The sequence below is a fragment of the Phyllobacterium sp. NPDC097923 genome (assembly GCF_044760925.1).
GTDB classification, from domain to species: Bacteria; Pseudomonadota; Alphaproteobacteria; order Rhizobiales; family Rhizobiaceae; genus Phyllobacterium; species Phyllobacterium calauticae.
The window spans coordinates 1739993-1757976 of the sequence record NZ_JBIWBL010000001.1; the positions used below are offsets into that span (position 1 = coordinate 1739993).

20 protein-coding genes, 1 tRNA gene and 2 pseudogenes are annotated in these 17984 nt (G+C 58.8%); 11 read left to right on the plus strand and 12 right to left on the minus strand.

Translation table 11 applies throughout. The features are described 5' to 3' along the window. Positions 1–78: 78 nt before the first annotated feature. Positions 79–1083: an alpha/beta hydrolase gene (locus ACIQWS_RS08860; RefSeq protein WP_403174960.1), complete on the minus strand. Its 1005-nt coding sequence runs from the start codon at positions 1081–1083 to the stop codon at positions 79–81. Between the two features lie 288 nt (positions 1084–1371). Between ACIQWS_RS08860 and ACIQWS_RS08865 the strand changes: the two genes are divergently transcribed. Then, positions 1372–1947 carry a transglycosylase SLT domain-containing protein gene (locus tag ACIQWS_RS08865; protein ID WP_403174967.1) on the plus strand — a complete coding sequence of 192 codons (576 nt, stop codon included), beginning with the start codon at positions 1372–1374 and terminating at the stop codon, positions 1945–1947. A gap of 97 nt (positions 1948–2044) precedes the next feature. On the opposite strand, the gene ACIQWS_RS08870 is transcribed toward ACIQWS_RS08865, so the two are convergent. Beyond that, complete coding sequence (locus ACIQWS_RS08870) at positions 2045–3148, minus strand: ABC transporter substrate-binding protein (RefSeq protein ID WP_403174972.1); 1104 nt, start codon at positions 3146–3148, stop codon at positions 2045–2047. Positions 3149–3421: 273 nt separating this feature from the next. Continuing rightward, positions 3422–3943, minus strand: coding sequence for a cupin domain-containing protein (locus ACIQWS_RS08875; protein ID WP_346306735.1), 522 nt, complete (start codon positions 3941–3943; stop codon positions 3422–3424). Positions 3944–4181: 238 nt separating this feature from the next. On the opposite strand from ACIQWS_RS08875, the gene ACIQWS_RS08880 reads away from it, so the two are divergent. Next, complete coding sequence (locus tag ACIQWS_RS08880; protein ID WP_403174981.1) at positions 4182–4712, plus strand: cytochrome b; 531 nt, start codon at positions 4182–4184, stop codon at positions 4710–4712. An 81-nt stretch (positions 4713–4793) separates the two neighbouring features. Continuing rightward, positions 4794–5441, plus strand: coding sequence for a class I SAM-dependent methyltransferase (locus ACIQWS_RS08885; RefSeq protein ID WP_403174987.1), 648 nt, complete (start codon positions 4794–4796; stop codon positions 5439–5441). A 284-nt stretch (positions 5442–5725) separates the two neighbouring features. On the opposite strand, the gene ACIQWS_RS08890 is transcribed toward ACIQWS_RS08885, so the two are convergent. Beyond that, a complete protein-coding gene (locus tag ACIQWS_RS08890; RefSeq protein WP_403174991.1) occupies positions 5726–6538 on the minus strand; it encodes a class I SAM-dependent methyltransferase in 813 nt (270 codons plus the stop codon). Between the two features lie 169 nt (positions 6539–6707). On the opposite strand from ACIQWS_RS08890, the gene ACIQWS_RS08895 reads away from it, so the two are divergent. The 3 genes from ACIQWS_RS08895 (at position 6708) to ACIQWS_RS08905 (ending at position 8938) form a co-directional block, all read left to right on the plus strand. After that, on the plus strand, positions 6708–8006 hold the full coding sequence (locus ACIQWS_RS08895) for an Nramp family divalent metal transporter (protein ID WP_403174998.1): 1299 nt from the start codon (positions 6708–6710) through the stop codon (positions 8004–8006). A gap of 259 nt (positions 8007–8265) precedes the next feature. Next, on the plus strand, positions 8266–8472 hold the full coding sequence (locus tag ACIQWS_RS08900) for a hypothetical protein (protein WP_346305016.1): 207 nt from the start codon (positions 8266–8268) through the stop codon (positions 8470–8472). 79 nt (positions 8473–8551) lie between these two features. Continuing rightward, positions 8552–8938, plus strand: coding sequence for a YkvA family protein (locus tag ACIQWS_RS08905; protein ID WP_403175004.1), 387 nt, complete (start codon positions 8552–8554; stop codon positions 8936–8938). 122 nt (positions 8939–9060) lie between these two features. On the opposite strand, the gene ACIQWS_RS08910 is transcribed toward ACIQWS_RS08905, so the two are convergent. Further along, positions 9061–9136, minus strand: a tRNA-Thr gene (locus tag ACIQWS_RS08910). Positions 9137–9291: 155 nt separating this feature from the next. On the opposite strand from ACIQWS_RS08910, the gene ACIQWS_RS08915 reads away from it, so the two are divergent. The 4 genes and pseudogenes from ACIQWS_RS08915 (at position 9292) to ACIQWS_RS08930 (ending at position 12197) form a co-directional block, all read left to right on the plus strand. After that, positions 9292–10065: an NAD kinase gene (locus ACIQWS_RS08915; RefSeq protein ID WP_403175010.1), complete on the plus strand. Its 774-nt coding sequence runs from the start codon at positions 9292–9294 to the stop codon at positions 10063–10065. Between the two features lie 189 nt (positions 10066–10254). After that, positions 10255–11454 (plus strand): annotated as a pseudogene (locus ACIQWS_RS08920) (DEAD/DEAH box helicase); the annotation flags it as partial. A gap of 159 nt (positions 11455–11613) precedes the next feature. After that, a pseudogene (locus tag ACIQWS_RS08925) lies at positions 11614–11784 on the plus strand (ATP-dependent helicase); the annotation flags it as partial. An 11-nt stretch (positions 11785–11795) separates the two neighbouring features. Then, positions 11796–12197, plus strand: coding sequence for an NUDIX domain-containing protein (locus ACIQWS_RS08930; protein ID WP_403175015.1), 402 nt, complete (start codon positions 11796–11798; stop codon positions 12195–12197). A 37-nt stretch (positions 12198–12234) separates the two neighbouring features. Here ACIQWS_RS08930 and ACIQWS_RS08935 read toward each other — a convergent pair whose 3' ends face one another. Together ACIQWS_RS08935 and sufA are read right to left on the minus strand one after the other, a co-directional pair. Further along, positions 12235–12558: a TfoX/Sxy family protein gene (locus tag ACIQWS_RS08935; protein WP_403175020.1), complete on the minus strand. Its 324-nt coding sequence runs from the start codon at positions 12556–12558 to the stop codon at positions 12235–12237. Positions 12559–12637: 79 nt separating this feature from the next. Continuing rightward, a complete protein-coding gene (sufA, locus tag ACIQWS_RS08940; protein WP_403175026.1) occupies positions 12638–13012 on the minus strand; it encodes a Fe-S cluster assembly scaffold SufA in 375 nt (124 codons plus the stop codon). Positions 13013–13137: 125 nt separating this feature from the next. Between sufA and ACIQWS_RS08945 the strand changes: the two genes are divergently transcribed. Next, entirely contained in the window at positions 13138–13746 is a 609-nt protein-coding gene (locus ACIQWS_RS08945) for a hypothetical protein (RefSeq protein WP_403175029.1), read from the plus strand. Positions 13747–13753: 7 nt separating this feature from the next. On the opposite strand, the gene ACIQWS_RS08950 is transcribed toward ACIQWS_RS08945, so the two are convergent. From ACIQWS_RS08950 to sufC, 5 genes are all read right to left on the minus strand, one after another. Next, positions 13754–14008, minus strand: a complete 255-nt coding sequence (locus tag ACIQWS_RS08950) for a hypothetical protein (protein WP_403175034.1) — start codon at positions 14006–14008, stop codon at positions 13754–13756. A gap of 144 nt (positions 14009–14152) precedes the next feature. After that, entirely contained in the window at positions 14153–14566 is a 414-nt protein-coding gene (locus ACIQWS_RS08955) for an SUF system Fe-S cluster assembly protein (protein ID WP_403175039.1), read from the minus strand. Then, complete coding sequence (locus ACIQWS_RS08960) at positions 14566–15807, minus strand: cysteine desulfurase (protein WP_403175044.1); 1242 nt, start codon at positions 15805–15807, stop codon at positions 14566–14568. Before ACIQWS_RS08960 ends, ACIQWS_RS08955 begins: the two co-directional genes overlap by 1 nt. 78 nt (positions 15808–15885) lie before the next feature. Continuing rightward, positions 15886–17157, minus strand: a complete 1272-nt coding sequence (gene sufD, locus ACIQWS_RS08965) for a Fe-S cluster assembly protein SufD (RefSeq protein WP_403175049.1) — start codon at positions 17155–17157, stop codon at positions 15886–15888. Positions 17158–17168: 11 nt separating this feature from the next. Beyond that, positions 17169–17924 (minus strand): Fe-S cluster assembly ATPase SufC, encoded by a 756-nt coding sequence (sufC, locus tag ACIQWS_RS08970; protein WP_105732651.1) that lies wholly within the window; start codon positions 17922–17924, stop codon positions 17169–17171. Between the last annotated feature and the right edge of the window lie 60 nt (positions 17925–17984).

Consider the following 17984-nt stretch of genomic DNA (forward strand, 5'->3'; position numbering starts at 1 on the left):
CACGAGGGCCTGACCGGGATACCTGCTCTCCATGCTGGTTGCCCGGTCGGGCCTACCCTATCTGGGTCGCCGGATGCCTCAGCTCAAGGCCTTGGCAAGAAAAGGCAGGCTGACATCCATGCGATAATCGACAGCCGAATGATTATCGTCGAACTCGTCATAGCGGTGAACGACGCCAAGCCGGTCAAGCGTCCGATGCACCCGGCGCGACCCGTAGAGAATGTTGTACTGGTCCTTCGTCCCGCAATCGAAATAAACCGCTTTCAGTTTCGCCAGATTGTGCCCATGCGTTTCCGCCAGCCGCGCCGGATCCCAGGCCAGCCAGTTCGCCCAGCGCTCCTCGATCAGTTCGCAGGTTTCCAGATCGACGGGCAGCCGCAGCCCCAGGAAGGCCTGCGGGTCCGGATCGAATGTTGCCGCCTGGGCCAAAATCATGATGACCAGCGTATCGCTGTCGCTCTTTTTCGGTTTCGCCTCGAAAGCTTTCATCCATGCTTCAATCGAGAGGTCATGTTCGGCGAGCGCCCGCAGCACGCCGGGAAATTCCGGCAGATAAAGCTGTTCAAAGCCCGCATCGCCGGAATGGCTTGCCGCCGCAGACCAGATATCGGGCCGCCGCATGGCGTGCACATGCGTGCCATAGCCGCCGGAACTCTTGCCGAAAACCCCGCGCTTGCCGTTACCGCCGCAGCGGAACCGCCCTTCGACCGCCGGCAGCATCTCGTCGATGAGAAAATCCTCCCAATTGCCCATTGCCGCGCTGTTGATGTACTGGTTGCCGCCGAGCCGGGTAAAGCAATCCGGGAAGGCAACGACGACCGGAGGCATGGCGCCCGAACCGATCAGCCGGTCCAGCCGTTCCGGAACGTTCTCGCCAAAACCCTTCCAGTTGGTGTGAGCGGGACCGCCGGCGGTGAACCCCACGAGATCGACAAGCAGCGGCAGACCGGTGCCGTCATGCCCGGCGGGCACATAAACATCGACCACGCGAGCGGTCGGATCGCCCAGCAGGTTGTTGCGAAGGGAAACTCCGTTGATGATCAGTCGATGCACGGTTCCGGCGGGATGATGGGTGGCACGCATGGGGAAAACCTCTGGAATGGTGACCGGCGACCTCGATTGCACGAAACGGATTCGCCGGGCCAAACCTGATCCCGCTGCGGCGCGAAGGCAAGTCTCTTTCTCGCCGGGATACACCCTGGCGCCGGCTCGGCCCCGTGCCGTCCCTGTTCGCGCGGCGGCAGGCAGCGTTTAAGAAACAATAAATTGTCACATCAAATTTGATCGAATGTGATCGGCCCCCGAGGCCATTTGGTAAGATTCCATTAGGAATTGAGGACTAGTTGGTTGGGCAAGACAAAGGACTTGCCCATGCGCCGCATCATGATGATACCCTTGTTGTTGCTGGCAGGCTGCGCCTCGGCGCCCACCCAGACCAGCAATGTTTGCGCCGTATTCGATCAAAAGGACGGCTTCTTCAACAATTGGTATTCCTACGCCAAGGGCGCGGAAGCGCAGTATGGCGTGCCGGTTCCCATTCTCATGGCCACGATCAACACCGAATCCGGCTTTCAGGCCCGGGCAAGGCCGCCACGCACCAAATTGCTCGGCTTCATTCCCTGGACGCGCCCCTCCACCGCCTACGGCTACTCGCAGGCACTCGACGGCACCTGGGCGGAATTCCAGCGCAGCACCGGACGTTATGGCAGCGGCCGCACCAGTTTTGCCGATGCGGTGTATTTCGTCGGCTGGTATCACGCGCAAAGCAACAAGAAGAACGGCATCCCGCTCAACGACGCCTACAATCTCTACGCCGCCTATTACGCCGGTCCCAAGGAATATGCGCGCGGAACCTGGCGCAACAGGCCGGGCGTCGACCGGGCGGCGCGGCGCACGGCCGCCATGGCAAGCCGGTACGCCGCACAGATGCAGAGCTGCGGACTGTAGAACACGTCTTGTGAGCCAAGAAAAACGGGCGCCCGAGGCGCCCGTTTTCATTTCGGTCGGTACAGGTGGACAAAACGGCCGCCTGCCCCTTGCTGTCTTACGGCTTCATCGCCGAGTAAGCACCATTGTGCCAGATATTGATGTCATATTTGGCATCCTTGATATCGCCCTTCTCATCGAAAACCACAGGGCCAATGACTGTATTGACCGGCTTTCCATCCTTGAGCGCCGCGGCAACCTTGGCCGGATCATCGCTGCCGGCACGATCGATGCCCTGTGCGAAAGCTTCAACAACCGCGTAGGAGAACAGCGTGAAACCATCCGGCGTGAAGCCGCTGGCCTTGATCTTCTCAACAGCCGCCTTCGCCTCCGGCCGGGCCTGCGGATTAGCCGGGAATGTGAACATGACACCCTCGCCTGCCGGACCTGCCACCGCCCAGAATTCCGGCGAGGCAATCGCATCGCCCATCATCAGCTGGAACTTGAAGTTCTGGTCGGCCGCCTGACGCAGGATGAGGCCCGCTTCGGGATGATAACCGCCGAAATAGACGAAATCAGCCTTTGCTTCCTTCAGCTTGGTGATGAGCGCAGAATAGTCCTTGTCGCCGGCGTTGATGCCGTCATACAGCACTTCCTTCAGCCCGCTCTCGTTCATCTTGGCTTTCACCGCGTCGGCGAGGCCCTTACCATAGGCGCCCTTGTCATGCAGGATCACGACGCGTTTGCCCTTGTATGTCTTGGCGATCCACGGACCGACAAATTCACCCTGGCCATCGTCGCGCGTATAGAGGCGCATGATCGTCGACCAGCCCTTTTTCGCTGCGGCATCGGTCAGGTCGGGGTTGGACGACGCCGGTGTCATCATCAGCACGCCAGCTTCGGCATAAACCGCCGACGCAGGGATGCTGGAACCCGAGCATGCATGACCATCGACGAACTTGATCCCTTCGCCGACAATACGGTTGGCAATCGAAACGGCCTGCTTCGGATCGCAGACGTCATCTTCGAACACCAGTTTGATCTGCCGTCCCTTGATGCCGCCCTTTTCGTTGATCGCGGCGGCTGCGGCCTGTGCGCCCTGCTTGAACTGGTCACCGATATTGGCAAGCTGGCCGGTCATCGGGCCTGCGACCGCGATCTTCAGATCATCGGCCAAGGCGACTGGAGCGCCCAAAGCAACGCTCAGTAACGCTGCCTGCATTATTCTCTTCAAAGACATGGTTTTTCCCCTCATTTTTCTTCAATGGTCCGCAAGGACGAGCGAACCGTACTATAAGTAAAAATGAAATGCCACGTCCCGCCAATGCTCATTTAGTATGAAAAATCTGGCCCGGTTTATCGGAACAATATAGCGGCTTTCCCGGCGCATGCCGACTGCGGATTTCACGCGTTTTTCCGGAAATCCCCATCATCTGCAAGTACTTCTGCAGGAACCTGCTTTGCGTTCTCTTCTTCCCGCAGTCGGGAAGCCCGTCTACACGTTCCGCGCTTTCCAAATACGGACTTTGTCCGTCATGCCGTCGTGGTCGCCCAGCGGGCGCTCGGGCGGATTGTCCCACCAGTCCGAACGCAATGCCTTCCGCTCGGGATGGCGCGGATAATAGATCAGATTCTCCGGTTTCGGTGTTTCACCAACCACGAGAAGACGGACTTCCTCCTCGGTATTGTTGAGAAAACTATGGGCAATTCCGGTGCCCGCCGGAAAGCCGACCGCATCGCCCGCCTTCAACCGGCAGAGTTCGCCGTCCAGCCAGACATCGGGCGTGCCCTCGATAACGTAGACGAACTCCTCTTCCGCGCTCTCGGCATGCGGGAAAGATGTCCGCCGCCCCGGCAAGAGGCGCTGGTGATGAATGCCGATCCTGCCGAGCCCGAAATGCCGACCGAAAGCCGCGTTGATGGCGAGCAGTTCGTCATCACCCTTGTAGTGGTTTTCATCAGTCCCTTCGATCTCGGACCAATGCGCAATATAGGACGGCCGGTCTTTCGTTGTCATGTCAAACTCCCGATGGAACAAACGGCGCAAACGGTCGTGTGTTCACGAATCCAACCGGAATGGTATGGGACCGGTGATCCGGTTTCAAGCCGTCCGACGATGGGAGGACGCGCATGCACCTCGCCGGGAAACCACAGTCCGGAACCTTACGAATCGTTAAGAAAAAAACCGTTGCCGCCGCGCCGCGTTTCACGCCAATGTGCAAATATTAGAATGATTATAAAGTGGAGTGCCTTCCATGGCGGTCAATGGATATTCACCGATGCAGAAGACCCTGCACTGGTCGCTGTTCGTTCTGGTCCTGCTGATTTATGCGCTGACCTATGGCAACGATCTCTTTCCAAGAGGTGATCCAAACAGGGCCCTGGCGTGGTGGCTGCATATCTCATTCGGCTTGCTGCTCGCCGCACTCGTGTTCTGGCGGTTGGCTTTGCGCGTTGCGCGCGGCGCCCCGGACCTTCCGCCTTCGATGACCGGCCTTGAGCGTCCGTTGGCAAAGGTCGGGCATCTTTTGCTCTATGCCTTGCTGATCGCCATTCCCGTCCTTGGCATATTGCTCACCTGGTTCAGAGGCGACGCCTTGAGCTTCTTCGGCCTCTTCACCATTCCCGCGCCATTTGTCCCCAACAGGGAAACCGCGCGATCGATCAGGGAACTGCACAGCCTTTGCGCCAACGGAATACTCATCCTGGCCGGCATTCATGCCCTGGCCGCACTTTGGCACCACTTCATCCGCGGGGATGAGGTGATGCAGAGAATGCTGCCGTGATCCGCCAGGGCGGATCACGCGAACCTTGCTATTTCAGGGATCATAAAATACCTGTTGCCTATCAGAACGACGGGGTTTGACATGTCACTTTGGCCATTGTTCCTGAATAATCAGGGCCGCATCATTCATAAATGGAAACACTATTTCCCCAGCTATGAACGGCACTTTTCCAGATACATCAATCGTCCCGTAATATTTCTTGAAATCGGTTGCGGCGAAGGCGGGTCACTGCAGATGTGGAAGCAGTATCTGGGCCCTCTTGCGACGATTGTCGGCATCGATGTCAGGGCCGAATGTGCAAACTTCGAGGAAGACCAGATCCACATCAGGATCGGGGATCAGTCGGACACCGGTTTCCTGGCTTCCGTTCTGGCGGAGTTTGGCGCACCTGATGTGGTGCTCGATGACGGAAGCCATGTCATGGAGCACCTGTCGGCAACATTTCAATTCCTCTATCCGCGTATGGCGAGGGACGGCGTCTATTTCGTCGAGGATCTGCACACCGCCTATTGGGAAGAATATTCCGGCGGATACAAGCGGCCCGGATCGTTCATTGAGCATTGCAAGGACATGATCGACGAATTGAACGCCGAACATACACGCGGAGCGATTCCGGAAAGCGACTTTTCAAAGGGGACGCTTTCGATGCATTTTTATGATAGCTGCGCGGTCTTTGAGAAGGGTCATACCGGAGAAAAATTTGCTCCGCAGATCGGCACCCCGATCTAGCTCAACCGGAATCAACGGTGTTTGCCGGCACCCCGACCCAGAAAGATAAAAGCCCTCGCGTCTGGAGACACACGAGGGCCCTAGTTTATTCCAGCATGCGCTTTTCCAGCACTTTGCTTCATCGTCAGATCAATGCACCACATTCGCGACAGTGGACCGGGGCATGATCCCTTATTCTTCAGTTCTTGAGACAATCATGTCTGTCCACTCCAGGACTGACAAAAGCAAATCCGGCGTGACGCGCCAGTGACGAAAAGCTGCGGCAAATGCTGGGTATCGATCCGCTAGGCCCGTGCAACAACGATATGCGCCTGAATTTTTCCGGAAACCGGGCCATCGCCGTACTGCTTCGCAATCGCTTCGGCGGCACGGTCGGTAACGGTTTGCAGCGCCTTCGGGTCGCGGGCTTCGATTTCGTTGCACAATGGCGTGCCTTGGCAGTAGGCAATCGCCGCGCTGCGCGCGCTTGGCGCATCGCTTCGGTGTTGGAGCGTCATGATCTCGATGGCCGTGAAGCCCGCCATGCGTAGTTCTGCTTTGATCAGCTCCACATCGTGATAGCCGTGCGGCGTTCGGGCGAGGAACCGGGGCGGATCGCTGGGGAAAACGGCGGATGCAGCATCCGTGACGATGCGGGCAAAATCGTTTTTCTCGATGCGATCCCACACATTGAAGAGAAAGCGGCCGCCAGGTTTGAGGACGCGAAGCGCCTCCCGATAGCCGGAGACCCTGTCGGGGAAGAACATCGCACCAAACTGACAGACAACCGCATCGAAACTGTCCTGCTCGAAGGGCAGGCTAAGCGCGTCCGCCTGTCGCCAGGTGATGCGCCCGTCCGCTCCCTGCCGGATGGCAGCTCTGTCGAGCATAGGCTGGTTGAGATCGCTGACGACGTAACTGGCTCTCGGATCGAGCAGCGGGGCCAGCGCACGCGTGACAACGCCGGTTCCCGCCGCCGTTTCCAGAACGTGGGCAGGCGCCGCTCCTGCGGCCCGCCGCGCCAGGTCAGTTGCATAGGCCTGAAAGATCAGAGGCACCAGACAGGTGTCGTAAATCTCGGGGATGGATCCCGCGAACAGCTTGTCCATGGCAGGCATAGGTGATGATCCCGTCGCGCCTCAGGCTCCGATGGCCAACAATCAGAACTATACATCGGTTGAGCCGCTGATGCCATCAGCGGCCATGCGTCGTTCCCGTCAAGGAACCAATACCTGTTCTGCCCGTTGCTGTGTGCCGTTGAAGCGGCCATTTCGGGAGAATATCGCGTTGAAGAAAACCAGGGATCCGGCAAAGGATCCAGCCGTGGGAACATCGAAGTCAAAGCTTCTGAGCGTATTGGGACCGGGCCTTATTACCGGTGCGGCGGATGACGATCCCAGCGGTATCGCCACTTATTCTCAGGCCGGCGCGCAATTCGGATTTGCGATAACATGGACCATGCTGTTCAGCTATCCGCTGATGGCAGCCATTCAGGAAATCAGCGCCCGGATAGGACGCACGACGGGCCATGGCATCGCGACAAATCTGCGGACATATTATCCTCCCTGGATTTTGCCGGCGATCGTCGCCCTGCTCTTCATCGCCAATACGATCAACATCGGCGCCGATCTCGGGGCTATGGGCGACGCGGTCGGATTGCTCATCGGCGGCAAGGTCGCACTTTATGTGGTTCTGTTTGCGATTTTTAGCGCCTGCCTGCAGATATTCCTGCAGTACACCCGCTATGTCTCCGTGTTGAAATGGCTGACATTTTCGTTGTTCGCCTATTTCGGGACGGTCATGGTCGTGAAAATTCCCTACGCAGAGCTGGCGCGCGGGTTCTTTATTCCCACCTTTTCTGCAGATACGGCATTTTGGACGACGGTCGTGGCCATTCTGGGCACAACCATCAGCCCCTATCTTTTCTTCTGGCAGGCCTCGCAGGAGGTGGAAGACGAAAGGGAGAGCGCGTCCCGCCAGCCGCTCGTTGATGCACCGGAACAGTCGAAGGCTGCCATCCAACGCATTCGCTGGGATACCTATGTCGGCATGGGCTTCTCGAGCCTGGTCGCCCTGGCCATCATGGTGACGACCGCAGCAACGCTGCACGTGACCGGAAAAACAGACATACAGACATCGGCTGAGGCCGCAGAGGCACTCAAACCGATTGCCGGCCAGTTTGCCTTCATAATCTTTGCGCTGGGTATCATCGGAACCGGCCTGCTTGCCATTCCTGTCCTGGCGGGATCGGCGGCCTATGCCCTGGGTGAAGCCCGCAAATGGCCGATCGGCCTTGCGCGCAAGCCGAAGGAAGCAAAGGCGTTTTACGCAACCATTGCCGCGGCGACACTCATTGGCATTCTCGTTGATTTTTCACCCATCGACCCCATCAAGGCATTGTTCTGGAGTGCCGTCATCAATGGCATCGTATCCGTCCCGGTCATGGTGATGATGATGTTGATGACCGCCAGAACCGACATCATGAAGAAGAACACCGTAAAGGGTCCGCTGTGCTGGATCGGCTGGCTCGCCACGGCCGTTATGGCTGCTGCCGTGATTGGCATGATCGTGACATCATTGCGGTAAGCACGGATCAACGACCGCAGACGTGCTGTTCGATCCATCCCGGCGATCTATGCTGCGCCAGCACGCCGCGGCAGTCTTTCAGATATCCCCGGAAGGAACCAAGGACACAAGGGGCTCTTCAGACGTCATTTTCCACTTAGGCGCCAGACTGGATCCGGCATTGTCCGGCAGTGCCTGAACGATGTAGGTCTTCACCTCATCGGATAGGTTTGCTTTTGCCAGAGTTGTGTCAAAATCCGTCCAAAGACGGGAAGAACGAATGACGAGCGGGAAATGCCCAAAGTGCGCGCGCGAACTGACATCCATCACTGTTCAACAGGTTGATCTGGTGGATGGCACGAAGCATTTGCGCGGCGGGATGTTTGTCTGCCCGCATTGCGATACGGTGATCAACGTTTCACTTGATCCCAGTTTGGTCGCTGCCGCATTGCATCGCAGCGCGAAGCGTCGAACCACCATCCGATGATCTGCGCTTCGGCTCGAACCATGCCGCGAATGGCCCGAATGGACTAGCCATGGGCTGAAATTCGTTGCTAATTGCTCTGATGGCTTGGACAACAGATATCAAACAATGGGCGCGGCGGATAAAGCGCGATGTCGTGGCGCTTTGGATCGCGGCGCGCGATCCGCGAACACCAACGCTGGCAAAGGTCATTGCAGGGTTCGTGGCGGCCTATGCCCTATCGCCGATTGATCTCATACCCGACTTCATCCCCGTTGTGGGATATCTGGATGATCTCTTGATTGTCCCTGCCGGTATCCTGCTGGCGATAAAGCTCATACCGGCGCCGTTGATGCAGGAATTCCGCCACGCGGCCGACGAGCGATCCGATCGCCCCACGAGCAAGGCGGGTCTCGCATTCATTCTGCTGTTTTGGGCTCTGGCTGCGCTGGCTCTTGGAGCGTTCGCATACAGCCATTGGTGGGGATAAGGCTTATGGCGCGGATCGGAAGGTGGCTGGAATGCCGTCTTTGACCCGTGCTTCACATCCCGGCCCCGCACCTTGAAAAAGATGCTGGACAAACAACCACTTGAAAATGAAGGGAAAACAGGTGGTGCCCCCAGAGAGACTCGAACTCCCGACCCTCTGATTACAAATCAGATGCTCTACCAACTGAGCTATAAGGGCAGCGGCGTCCGATTAGCACAAACGATCCTGATGTAAAATGAAAAAACAGCACTTGGCGCATTTTTTCCGGTTTTTTTGCCTGCACCGCATTTTGCCAGATCAAGCGCGCCGTGCTAGGCGATACATCCTCGACATGCTCGGACACGCAGGCAGCCATGACCCGGAATATTGAAACCTTTGCTTTTCTTTCCTCCGGAACACCGGAATCCGACGAGGCCATGGCGTCTCTCGTCCAGGTCTACGGGCAGACGGCCCCCAAGGATGCCGACGTCATCATTGCGCTCGGCGGCGATGGCTTCATGCTCCAGACGCTGCAGAACCACATGAACCAGGGCAAGATGACCTATGGCATGAATCGCGGCTCCGTCGGGTTTCTCATGAACGAGTACAGCGAGACCGGCCTGAAGGAACGTGTGGAGGCGGCGCAGGCCGAAACCATCCGCCCGCTCAAGATGGTGGCGGAATCGCTGGAGGAAGGCACAGTCACCTCCTTTGCGCTCAACGATGTCTATCTGCTGCGCCAGTCCTATCAGGCCGCGAAGATCAGGATCACCGTCGACGACCAGGTTCGCCTGGAGGAACTGATCTGCGATGGCGTGATGGTGGCAACACCCGCTGGTTCAACCGCCTACAATCTCTCGGCGCAGGGGCCGATCCTGCCGCTCGATGCCCGTTTGCTGGCCCTCACCCCGGTCTCACCCTTCCGCCCGCGCCGCTGGCGCGGTGCGCTGCTGTCGAACAAGGTCACGGTGCGGCTTGATATCCTCGAGCCGGAGAAGCGGCCGGTCAATGCGGTCGCCGATCACACGGAAGTGAAGTCGGTTCTTTCGGTCACCATCGAAGAAGCCTCGCAACTGCGCGCAACCATCCTGTTCGACAAGAACCATTCGTGGAATGAACGAATTCTCAAAGAACAGTTCCTTTATTGACAACATTAGATTAAAGTGATGCACAATTGTAACAGACTCTTAAATCTCACGGGACGCGAGAGTTGACTTTTGCTGGCATGAGCCCTAACGCCATTCCTGCAAGACAATGTGCAATACAAAGCACCCATTCCATTGGCAAAAATGACGGACATGTGCGGCATCGACTGCAGATAGAAAGTTAAACCTCCATTGACCACGTTCGCTGATCTGGGCCTTTCGCCGAAAGTGCTCGACGCTGTCGAAGCAGCAGGATACACAATCCCCACTCCGATCCAGGCAGGCGCCATCCCGCATGCGCTGCAGCGCAAGGACGTGCTCGGCATTGCCCAGACCGGGACCGGCAAGACCGCCTCCTTCGTGCTGCCGATGCTGACGCTGCTGGAACAGGGCCGCGCCCGCGCCCGCATGCCGCGCACGCTCATTCTGGAGCCGACGCGCGAACTCGCGGCACAGGTCGAAGAAAACTTCGTCAAATACGGCAAGAACCATCGCCTCAACGTTGCGCTGCTGATCGGCGGCGTGTCGTTTGACGACCAGCTGCGCAAGCTCGAACGCGGTGCCGACGTTCTGATCGCCACGCCCGGCCGCCTGCTCGATCATTTCGAGCGCGGCAAACTGCTTTTGACCGGCGTCGACATTCTGGTCATCGACGAAGCCGACCGCATGCTCGACATGGGCTTCATCCCCGATATCGAGCGCATCTGCAAACTCATTCCGTTCACGCGCCAGACACTGTTCTTCTCGGCCACCATGCCGCCTGAGATCACCAAGCTGACTGAACAGTTCCTGCACGCGCCGGTGCGTGTCGAAGTCGCCAAGGCGGCGACGACCGCCAAGACAGTCGAGCAGCAGCTGGTCAAATCGGGCAAGAAGGATTGGGAAAAGCGCGCCAAGCTGCGCGATCTGATCCGCGCCGAAGAGGATGGCCTGAAGAACGCGATCATCTTCTGCAACCGCAAGAAGGATGTTTCGGAACTGTTCCGTTCGCTGGTCAAGCATGAATTCGACGCCGGTGCCCTGCACGGCGATATGGATCAGCGCGCCCGCACGACGATGCTGGCCAATTTCAAGGACGGCAAGCTCAAGATCCTCGTTGCCTCCGATGTGGCTGCCCGCGGTCTCGATATTCCCGACGTCAGCCATGTCTTCAATTTCGACGTGCCGATCCATTCGGAAGATTACGTCCACCGCATTGGCCGCACGGGCCGCGCCGGACGCTCGGGCAAGGCTTTCACGCTGGTTACGCCATCCGATGTCAAACATCTCGCCTCCATCGAAAAACTGATCGGCGAAGACATCAACTGGTATGACGGCGATCTCACCACCCTGCCCGTTTCGGAAGAAACCGACGAAGCGCCGCGCCGTGGCCGCAATGCCCGCGGCAAGAGCGAAAGCAAGCGCAAGCCGCGCAATGAGGGCCGCGAGCGCGAACGCCCGCAGTCGGAAATCGACATCATTGCCGCCGCCGAGCGCGCCAAGGAAACCGGCGAACAGCCGGTTGTAGCCGAAGCGCCCGTCAAGAAGACGGCCGAGAAGCCGCAAAAGGCAGCAATCAAGGCTGACAATGAACAGCGCCGCGCCCGCCCTGCCGCTCAGCAGGAACAACCACGGCGCGAACGTGAGCGCGAATACCGCCGCGACCGGGGCGACAATGAACCGTCGCCGGTCGGCTTTGGCGATGACATTCCTGCCTTCATGCTGATCGATACAAAGATTTAAGGGCTCCAACCGTGAATGCGCCGGGCGTCGGATGCGGAATCGTTTTCATAAGAGACGGCCACATCCTCTTGCTGCAGCGCAAGAAAAGCCCGGAGACCGGTGCCTGGGGCATTCCCGGCGGCAAGATCGATTTCCTGGAAACCGCTGAGCAGGCGATCCGGCGCGAGGCGCTTGAGGAAACCGGGCTGGAAGCCGGCGAAATCAAATTGCTGGGCCTCAGCGAACAGCTTTTTCATGATGAAAAGCAGCATTGGTTCGGCGTTCTGTTTCAAGCGGAAAGCTTTTCCGGCGAAATGCAGCTGCTTGAACCGGACAAGCACGGCGGTATCGACTGGTTTCCACTCGATAAGCTGCCGGACAGACTGACACTCCCCACCGTTCACGCCCTGGACCTGATCCGTCAGATGGCCTGACAGGCCCGTGGAGGCCCGCCAGCGCGGTTCTCGACGTCTATGCCTGCCGTGCCACGCGCAGCGAGGCCTCATAGGCCCTGCGCGCCCATTCGGTCATAACGTCGGGATCATCGAACGCATCGGCGGGAATGGACCAGTACGGCATGTTGACGATCTTAGACTTGCCTTCATAATTCCAGCGCCGGCAGCCCGCCGCTTCGAAGTCGGGCGCGGAAATCGCATCGGCCTTGAGCAGGATTTCGTCGGCCACCTCAAGCGCAATGATCAGGCCATTGTGATAGATGCCCTTGCCGCCAAACATGCGTTTGATGGTGACAGGCCCCAGCCCGGAAAACAGATCGTGAATCGCGTCATTGTCCATGCCCGATTATTGCAGGCGCACAGGAAGACGTCACGCCCAAAAAGCGTTCCGTCCGTCCCGGATAGCGAATTCTGAAAAATCAGGAAGCGGCAGGTGCCAGGGCTTCCGGCTTGGCCGGTGTCAGTTCAACCGACTCACCGCAGCCGCAGGCGGACGTCTGGTTGGGATTGTTGAAGACAAAGCCCGTGCGCAGGGTCGTGACTTCGAAGTCCATCTGCGTTCCCAGGAGATACAGCACCGCCTCCGGCGCAACGAAGACCTTGGAGCCGTCCTTTTCAACGATATCGTCGCCTGGCTTGGCCTCGGTGACGAGGTCGATGGTATATTCCATACCGGCGCAGCCGCCCTTCTTGATGCCGACGCGAATGCCGAGCGCATTCTCGCGCGCCGCCACGATCTCGCTTACGCGGGCAGCGGCAGTGTCAGTCAACGTCATGACAGAAAAACGACCCATTTCTCATCTCTCTTGGTTCGGATCGTGTAATGATCCGTCTGTACCATAGTTAGTGTTACACAACCGTCACCGCAAGTGTTCAAACTCGTCCCGTCCCAAAAACCCGCACGCAGAAGGCAGAAATCATGAATTACCGCCATCTCATTCTCACCAGCCTTGCCGGTATGGCGCTGAACCTGACGCCTGCACTTGCTCAGGAGACCAAGAAGCCCGAGCCGAAGCAGGAAACTGGTACGAAGCCCGCAGCGGCGGCGCCCGCCGAGGCCGCCCCGGAAGCACCTGCCCCCAAGGAATCGGCTGAAGCGCCCAATCAGTCCGTACCGGACTATCTCGACGACCGCAGCACACCGGAGCAACTGGTCAAATCCTATTACAACGCCATCAACCGCCAGGAATATGCGCGCGCCTACAGCTACTATGCCGAGGAAGGCCATAGCCAGCCGTTTCCGCAGTTCCAGGCCGGGTACGAGAACACCGTCTCGGTGGAATTGCGCCTTGGCAAATCCGAAAGCGAGGGCGCGGCTGGTTCCACCTATTGGAGCCTGCCTCTGGCGATCGAATCGACGCAGAAGGACGGGAAACACACCGTCTACAACGGTTGCTACCGCCTCCGGCTGGCAAATGCCGCCATCCAGGGCGTTCCCTTTGTTCCCTTGTCCATTCTCGACGGCACGTTGCAGAAATTCGAAAAGCCGCTGGATCAAAGCGTTCCGGAAGGCTGCGAAGCGCCCTGAGGGCGCTTCAAAACCAGCTGGCGATGCCGACAATGGCGGCCAGCACGCACGCCCAGGCGGCGGCCCTGGAACCCCGCGCGTTCTGCCGCGCCTGTTCCAGCGCAGACTCGGCAACGACACCCATGGCCGACCGGGCGTCAAGCAGCCCGGCAATATCCGCGCGCGTCAAAACGACAGTCGATGCCTGCCAATGCCACGCGGCTTTGAGCGCAAAGAAGATCACACCTGCCATACCGAGGCGCACGATCCAGAAAGCACTCATCGCGGACCTCCTGAGGGGCTGTTCCGTTAATCGGCGGCCCACGCACTACGGCATGGGACACCCCACAGTGACGAGCCGCGACGTACCTGACAATTAGACATTAGGAGAAGATATCAGCCGAAAGCGCAATGTAGCCGGAACGGATCAGTACCAGCCGACGGCGACCTGCGCTTCTTCCGACATGCGGTCGGGCGTCCAGGGCGGATCGAATGTCATCGTCACGTCGACAAAGCTGACGCCCTCGACCGAGCTGACCGCATCCTGCACCCAGCCCGGCATTTCACCGGCAACCGGGCAGCCGGGTGCCGTCAGGGTCATCTCGATCTTCACGGAGCGGTCGTCTTCGATGTCGATCTTGTAGACGAGGCCAAGCTCATAGATATCTGCCGGAATTTCCGGATCATAGACCGTCTTCAGCGCGCCGATGATATCATCGGTCATGCGGGCGAGTTCATCGGCTGGAATGGCAGAAGCGGAAACCGCGCCGCTCACGGCGGAAGCATCCGGCTTCAGCGTCTCGTCTTTTTCCAGCGTTTCGACTTTGTCGGTCATCGGCATCACCCAAAGAATTTCCGCGCCTTTTCCAGCGCATCGGCGAGAACATCGATCTCGTCTCTCGTATTATACATCGCAAACGATGCACGGCATGTGGACGTTACGCCGAACCGTTTCAAGAGCGGCTGGGCACAATGTGTGCCGGCGCGCACGGCAACACCGGCCCGGTCGATCACCATGGACACATCGTGGGCATGGATACCTTCGAGCTCGAAGGAGATGATGGCGCCCTTGCCCTTGGCATCGCCAAAAATGCGCAGCGAATTGATCTCACGCAGCCGTTCATGCGCGTAATCGCGCAAATCTTCCTCATGCGCGAGAATGGCGGCGCGGCCGATCTTCTCGACATATTCTATGGCAGCGCCAAGACCGATGGCCTGGGCGATCGGCGGCGTGCCCGCCTCGAAGCGGTGCGGCGGGTGATTATAGGTAACGATATCCTCCGTCACCTCTTCGATCATCTCGCCGCCGCCCTGGAATGGGCGCATGGCTTCCAGCTTTTCCTTGCGGCCGTAGAGAACACCGATACCGGATGGACCATAGATCTTGTGCCCGGTGAAAATGTACCAGTCACAGCCGAGATCCTGCACGTCAACCGGCAGATGCACGGCGCCCTGGCTGCCGTCGACAAGCACCGGGATGCCGCGCGCATGGGCAATGCGGACGATGTCCTTGATCGGCGTCACAGTGCCGAGCACATTCGACATATGCGTAATGGCCACCAGCTTGGTGCGTTCCGTCAGCCGTGCCTCGAATTCCTCGATATGGAACGCGCCCTGCTCGTCGACCGGGACCCAGACCAGCTTCGCGCCCTGCCGTTCCCGGATGAAATGCCAGGGAACGATGTTGGAATGGTGCTCCATGATCGACAGGACGATCTCGTCGCCCTCGCCGATATGCGGCATGCCATAGCCATAGGCAACCGTATTGATCGCCTCGGTCGCCGATTTGGTGAAGACGATCTCGTCGACCGAACCGGCGTTCAGAAAGCGGCGAACGTTTTCGCGGGCCTTTTCATAGGCATCGGTGGCCGCGTTCGACAGGAAATGCAGGCCGCGATGCACATTGGCATATTCGTTCGCATAGGTATGGGTGATCGCGTCGATCACCGCCTGCGGTTTCTGCGCGGAGGCACCGTTGTCGAGATAAACCAGCGGTTTGCCGTAGACTTCGCGCGACAGGATGGGGAAATCGCGGCGGATCGCCTCGACATCATAACCGCTTCGAATGATCTTCGTATCCATGTTGCCCGCGCTTTCCTGCGTTTCAGTCGGGTGTTTCACCTGAAATAGTGCCCGCCGGACCAGCCGGCAGGCAAACGATCAGACATGCACCGCCAGCCACTTGTCGAGAATGGCTTCCAGAGCCTCGACCAGTGGTTCGCTTTCCAGTTCTTCGACGATCTCAGCTACGAATGCCTTGATCAGCAGGCCGCGTGCATCGCTTTCCGGGATACCGCGCGCCTGCAGATAGAACAGGTGGTTTCCGTCGATCTCGGTCACCGTCGCCCCATGGCCGCAGGCCACGTCGTCGGCAAAGATTTCCAGCTCCGGCTTGGCATCGAATTCGCCGTCATCCGACAACAACAGCGTGTTGCAGGCCATGCGCGCATCGGTCTTCTGGGCGATCTTGTTGACCTTGATCTGTCCCTGGAAAACACCGCGCGCACGGTCCGTCACCACATTGCGGATGATCTGCACCGATGTGGTATTCTCGACGAGGTGGCCGAGCGTCATCGTCACGTCCGTGTGGCTGTCACCGCCGAGCAGGTTGACGCCGCGCAACTGGAAGTCGGAGCCCTCGCCCTTCGACAGCACATGCACTTCCTGGCGCACCAGCTTGCCACCCGCATTGACGATATAGAGCGTCAGCTTGGCATTGGTGCCTATGGTCGCGGTGAACTGGGCAAGCTGCGTTGCGTCGACACCCTGCTCGCGCAGGATGATCCAGACGATCTCCGCATCATCGGCAACGGTGACATTGCTGACGCTGGTCGAAAAACCCTCGCCCGCGCCGCCTGTCTGACGTTCGATCACGGTTGCCTTGCTGCCCTTGCCGAATTTGACGGCAAAGCGCACATGGCCCTGTCCGCGGGCCTGCGCATTCTGCAGTTCCAGCGGCGCGTCCAGTTCGAGGCCATCGGCAATGGAGACGGCCCAGCCGTCGGTCACGTAGGCTGCGTTGATCTGGCCGATCGCATCGTCACCGCCACGAATGGCGAGATCGCGGATCACCGATCCGTCAGCCAGTCTGTCGCTGTACTTGGCGAATTCGACACCGGCGACCCGCGGCGATGTCAGCGCCACACCATTGGAAACTGTTGCAACCGCCGATCCCGGAATGACTGCCGGCAAGGCATTGGTGCCCGCCGTGCCATCATAGGCGGCGACACTGCGCAAAAGGGTGCGCAGATCGGTATAGTGCCAGGCCTCGACGCGGCGTGACGGCAGGCCCTGCGTCTTCAATGCCTCGATGGCATTGTCACGCGCGCTGACGATTTCCGCATCGCCGGGCAGTTCGCCCATCCGGTCGATGAAGGAGTCGACCAGCGCCGCTTCTGCGGTTGTCGGCTGGCGTCCTGTATGAACATTCATGACGTCGCTCCTCAGGCTGCCTCGCCGATGATATCGGCGTAGCCGTTCTCTTCGAGATGGAGGGCAAGATTCTTGTCGCCTGACTTGATGACCTGTCCCTTGTAGAGAACGTGCACACTGTCCGGAACGATATAGTCGAGCAGACGCTGATAGTGGGTGATGACGATCACCGCACGATCAGGCGAGCGCAGTGCATTCACGCCATCGGAAACGATCTTCAGCGCATCGATGTCGAGGCCCGAATCTGTTTCATCCAGCACGCAGAGCTTCGGCTCCAGCAGCTTCATCTGCAGGATTTCCGCGCGCTTCTTCTCGCCGCCGGAGAAACCGACATTGAGCGGACGCTTCAGCATGGCGATATCCATGTCCAGCGAAGCGGCAGCCGTCTTCACCCGGGCGATGAACTCCGGGATTTTCAGCGGTTCTTCGCCGCGCGCCTTGCGCTGCGAGTTCATCGCCACTTTCAAAAATTCCATCGTGGCAACGCCGGGTATTTCCATCGGATACTGGAATGCCAGGAAGATGCCCTTGGCGGCGCGCTCGGACGGGTCGAGTTCCAGAATGGATTCGCCGTTGTAAAGGATGTCACCCGACGTGACTTCGTAATCTTCGCGGCCCGCAAGAATATAGGACAGTGTCGACTTGCCCGAACCGTTCGGTCCCATGATGGCTGCCACTTCGCCCGCCTTGACCGTGAGGTTCAGGCCGCGAATGATTTCGGTGTCCGTATCTGCGATCTTCGCATGAAGGTTTCTGATTTCCAGCATTCTATTACCCTTTGAATTCCTCGGGATCAGCCTCGGCGATCCCAACAATAATCTTGTTTG